Raw genomic sequence first — 3,904 nt, 5'->3', positions numbered from 1 at the left:
GCCGTTGCTGGAGCGGCTGATCGAGGATGCACAGAAAATCCACCAGCAACGACCGATTTTACAAGAGACGCTCGCTACCGCTACGCAACCGAGGTGTGAGTCTTAGCTAAAGACGAATGGTGATGCCTGTTAGTGCCCAAGTCGAATCGTACGACTTCTCGGCGCACGCCGACAGAGGTGGATTACTGGAATTTTTGGATTCGTATCGTGATGCCGAAATTCTGGTCAATCACGGCGACCGCTGTGAGGACTTCACCGAGGAACTGAAAGACGACGGCTACGACGCGAGCGCGCCGGAACTGGGCGACGTAGTCACTTGTAAGTGAGCAACATCGTCCGTCGCGTACCACAAAAGAAGAGTCGGCCGCCGTCTGTGCATGAAGAACGGGTGCGCCTCGTGCTACGCGGCTCTACATTCCGTCGCGTGCAACGACGAGGTCGAACGGTTCGTTCGCTGGTTCATTACCCGGTGTGAGATAACCCGCGGCAAATCCGGTGTAGGCACAGCCGGCCGTCACCTCTACGTCGAACTCCGCGACTGGGTCGCCACAGCCGTCGGCATCGGCGGGCCAGACTTGGAGGGTGTAGGATCCGCCCGGCACAGCCACGTAGTCGCCCGTCTCGCCGAACGCGACATCTTCGAACAGCGCCATCCCGTTTTCTTTGACTGTCACGTCTACGGTAGGAGCGTCCGGTGCGGCGTGCGCGAGACGCACTTGCGCCTTGTCGTCCGTCGATTTGGCGTCGTCGGCCAGCACCCACGGCTTGAACCCGGTGTCCTCGCTGGTCAGTTCGCCGACTGCGGCGACCGTATAGGCTTTCTTCCCGACCGGGAGGGTCCCTTCGAACGCCACGGTGTCGGGTTTGCCCGCGGCCGTAATCGTCACCTTGCGCTTGCCAACTGGCACGTCGAGGTAGTTGCTGATGGCCTTGAACGGCACGTCCGAGAGGACCTTCGAGTCGTCCACGTACACGTCCACGTTGGGAGCGTCTGGCGAGAGGTGGCCGACCCGGACCATGCCGGTGGCCTGCTTCTCGTCGCCTTCGTCCTTGTTCGACTTCTCGTCGTCTTTGGCCACGCCGTCCATGGCGACGACGAGGTCGAACGGTTCGTTCGTCGGTTCATCGTCGGGTGTAAGATACCCCTCCGCGAAGGCGGTGTAGACGGTGCCCGCTTCGAGGGTCACGTCGAACGTCGCGGCCACGTCACCGTCGTTGTCTTCGGTGTCGCCCCGCACTTCCAGCGTGTAGTCGCCCGGTTCGACTTCGAGATAGTCGCTCGCTTCGCCGTAGCTCACGCCGTCGAACAACGTCGTCTCACCGTCCATGACCGTCACGTCCACGGCCGGCGCGTCTGGCGCGACGTGCGCAAGGCGGACTTTCGCCATACCGTCCGAGACGCTGTCGTCGTCCAGTAGCACCCACGGCTTGAACTCGGTGTCCTCGCTTGTCAGCTCGCCGACTGCCGCGACGGTGTAGGTCTTGGCCTCCACTGGGAGGTCCCCGGAGAAGGCCACGGTGTCGGGGTCGCCCGCCGCTGTGACCTCGACACTCCGGGTGCCAGCCGGAACCATCAGATAGTCGCTGATGGCTTTGAACGGTACGTCAGCGAGGACTTTCGTCCCGTCCACGTACACGTCCACGTTCGGTGCGTCCGGCGAGGCGTGTGCCACGCGAACGGCCGCCATCGCTTCGTCGCTGCCATCTTCGTGACCGTCCGCTCCGACGAGGCTGGTTATACCAGCACCGCCGAAAACAGTTGCCACGCCCGCTACGCCGAGGGTTTTCAGGGTATCACGTCGGCTAGTTTGCATCGATGTCTCCATCTCATAGATAGACCAGAACTGATAAAGTCGAGTCACCTAACAAGTTGGGGTGGAAGCCAAGTGTGATTGGATTTTACATACATCTCGTTTTCACCGATTATATTGTCGTATCCGAAAGACAGAAGGTGACTATACCAGATTAAATCAAGGCGTAATCGAACTTCTTCCCTAAATTCTAAATAAAATATATTTGAATATATGTGTGGTACGTACATCAGCGTGAACTGCTCTCAATTCGATCCCCGATCCATCGACACTCTGTAAAGCATTCGACCGCCTGGGAATGGGAATACATCATCCATTTCGATTAGTTGAATTCGACTTAGTAGCGAGTAATCCTGTGCTGAATACTGAGAATGGACTGAGCAGGTCGCGAACTATCGATACCGGCGTTCTCGAAAGAATTTTTATCTGCCTCCCATCAGTTCCGTGCATGATTGATCTCATTCCGGTGTTGCTTTTCGTATTTGGCCTCATCGCACTGAGCAAACCAGAATGGGTGGCCGCGATCGACCGTCGCCAGAAGGCGGCTGGGACGACCCGCAGTCCTAGTGATATGGAGATGAGCGAGACATATTACGGAGTCGTCCGGCTCGCTGGTATCGGTTTGACGCTCTTCGGCCTCCTGTTCATCGTGTGGAGTTGGTAATCCTTCGTCCGTTTTCCACGGTAACGGTACCTAAGCCTCAGTCTCCAGTTGGCGCATAATCCACAATGCAAGTTACGCGTGCTGTATCTCGCACAATCGTCTAGACCTGCCTGACTGCTGTCAGAAGTGACGTGCTGAATCCTGACCATGGGTTCACCAGATGTAAACAGTTTTTGACCCATGCATTACCTCACTGTACATGGGCGAAGGAGACACAATCATCAATGCAATCGTCGGAGCGGTGGTAACAGTGGTACTGTCATTCACGGTGTTTTCCCCATCTTGGGAGGTGCGGTTGCAGGCTACCTCCAGCGGGGTACCCGCAGTGATGGGATTCGGATTGGCGCTCTCTCTGGCGCTATTGCGGCCATTCCCTTTCTCCTTCTGTTCGGTGCCATCGGTAGCTTCATGTTCACCGGTTCGATGATGGATTCTAGTCTGGGAGTCCCCCGGGTTACTGCCCTCTTGTTCGTCTTCGGATTGGTTATTGCTTTTGTTTGGAACGTCAGGCTCAGCGCCCTTGGTGGCTATCTCGGAGTTTATGTCGCTACCGAGACCGATATCGGCACCTGATACGATCCCCCACTGGACTTTTTGATCGCTCGGTCGAGAACCACAGACACGTCCGATTCTTCGCGAAAGCCCATGTTGGATACGCGCTCTCTATTCAGCACCAACTGAACGTACTGCCGAACAACTGTCAAAAGCGCCGTGCTGCAGACAGAGGGTTATAGTGTCTGTTCCATTCGTGCCGCGAACGCCACGACTTCTTCGAGTTCAGTTCCCCAGTAATAGTGGACGGTTTCAGCCTGCATGTCATAGTCAATAACGCCGACCGCAGCCAGCTTCGGGAGGTGTTTGTGGCGCAATTCGGTGTTGACCCGCTTCTTACCGAGGGAGGCCGCCGTGTCAACCCGGTGGACGAGATGGGTGACGAGTTCATCGACAGTCACCGTGTGCGCCGTGGTATCGGCGAAGTAATACAGCAGGTGACGCCGCCACTTATCGGCCAAGAGGTCGAAATACGTATCCAGTGAGAGTGACGATGTGTGCCCATTGGAAGGCGCTCTCCCGATAGGTGCGGTCATGGGGTATTCGCCTCTCTCACCCGGTGTAGGTGTCGGTTCGTGCAGTGTCGTGTATAGTGGTCTGAAAATTCCATATCGTACCGCTTTGCATGCTTAATTGCTTCATCTATTGTATATGTGTATTTTGGTCGTGGCATAATGTAATAGAAGCAAAACGAAGAACTGGTCGTTTTTATCTGAATTGCAGGCGCTAAAACCCCGTCCTTTACAGTAGTTGCCGAACCTAGTGCATTGTCAACTATCAATTGTAGGATAAAGTCGGCGTAGTTTGATTCGTGCATCTTCGGATGTGAATCGCCAGTCAATGTCTGTTTCTTGGGCGTTCAGTGAATTTGTCCACG

The 3,904-nt window shown here is 55.9% G+C and carries 4 protein-coding genes and 1 pseudogene; 3 read left to right on the top strand and 2 right to left on the bottom strand.

Annotated features, from left to right (window positions below):
- Nucleotides 1–119 precede the first annotated feature (119 nt).
- Nucleotides 120–326 (top strand): annotated as a pseudogene (locus tag ACR3FF_RS26150) (MBL fold metallo-hydrolase RNA specificity domain-containing protein); the annotation flags it as partial.
- Nucleotides 327–410: 84 nt separating this feature from the next.
- Here the strand turns inward: ACR3FF_RS26150 and ACR3FF_RS26145 are convergent.
- Complete coding sequence (locus tag ACR3FF_RS26145; protein ID WP_458191015.1) at nt 411–1,814, bottom strand: DUF4397 domain-containing protein; 1,404 nt, start codon at nt 1,812–1,814, stop codon at nt 411–413.
- Between the two features lie 445 nt (nt 1,815–2,259).
- On the opposite strand from ACR3FF_RS26145, the gene ACR3FF_RS26140 reads away from it, so the two are divergent.
- Entirely contained in the window at nt 2,260–2,475 is a 216-nt protein-coding gene (locus ACR3FF_RS26140; protein ID WP_458191014.1) for a DUF6199 family natural product biosynthesis protein, read from the top strand.
- A gap of 180 nt (nt 2,476–2,655) precedes the next feature.
- Complete coding sequence (locus tag ACR3FF_RS26135) at nt 2,656–3,048, top strand: DUF5518 domain-containing protein (RefSeq protein WP_458191013.1); 393 nt, start codon at nt 2,656–2,658, stop codon at nt 3,046–3,048.
- 155 nt (nt 3,049–3,203) lie between these two features.
- Here the strand turns inward: ACR3FF_RS26135 and ACR3FF_RS26130 are convergent, their stop codons facing one another.
- Nucleotides 3,204–3,563 (bottom strand): DUF7344 domain-containing protein, encoded by a 360-nt coding sequence (locus ACR3FF_RS26130; protein ID WP_458191012.1) that lies wholly within the window; start codon nt 3,561–3,563, stop codon nt 3,204–3,206.
- Between the last annotated feature and the right edge of the window lie 341 nt (nt 3,564–3,904).

This window comes from Haladaptatus ordinarius (genome assembly GCF_054177595.1).
Note: the sequence above shows the minus strand (reverse complement) of the source record. Positions and strands in the feature narration are given on the sequence as shown.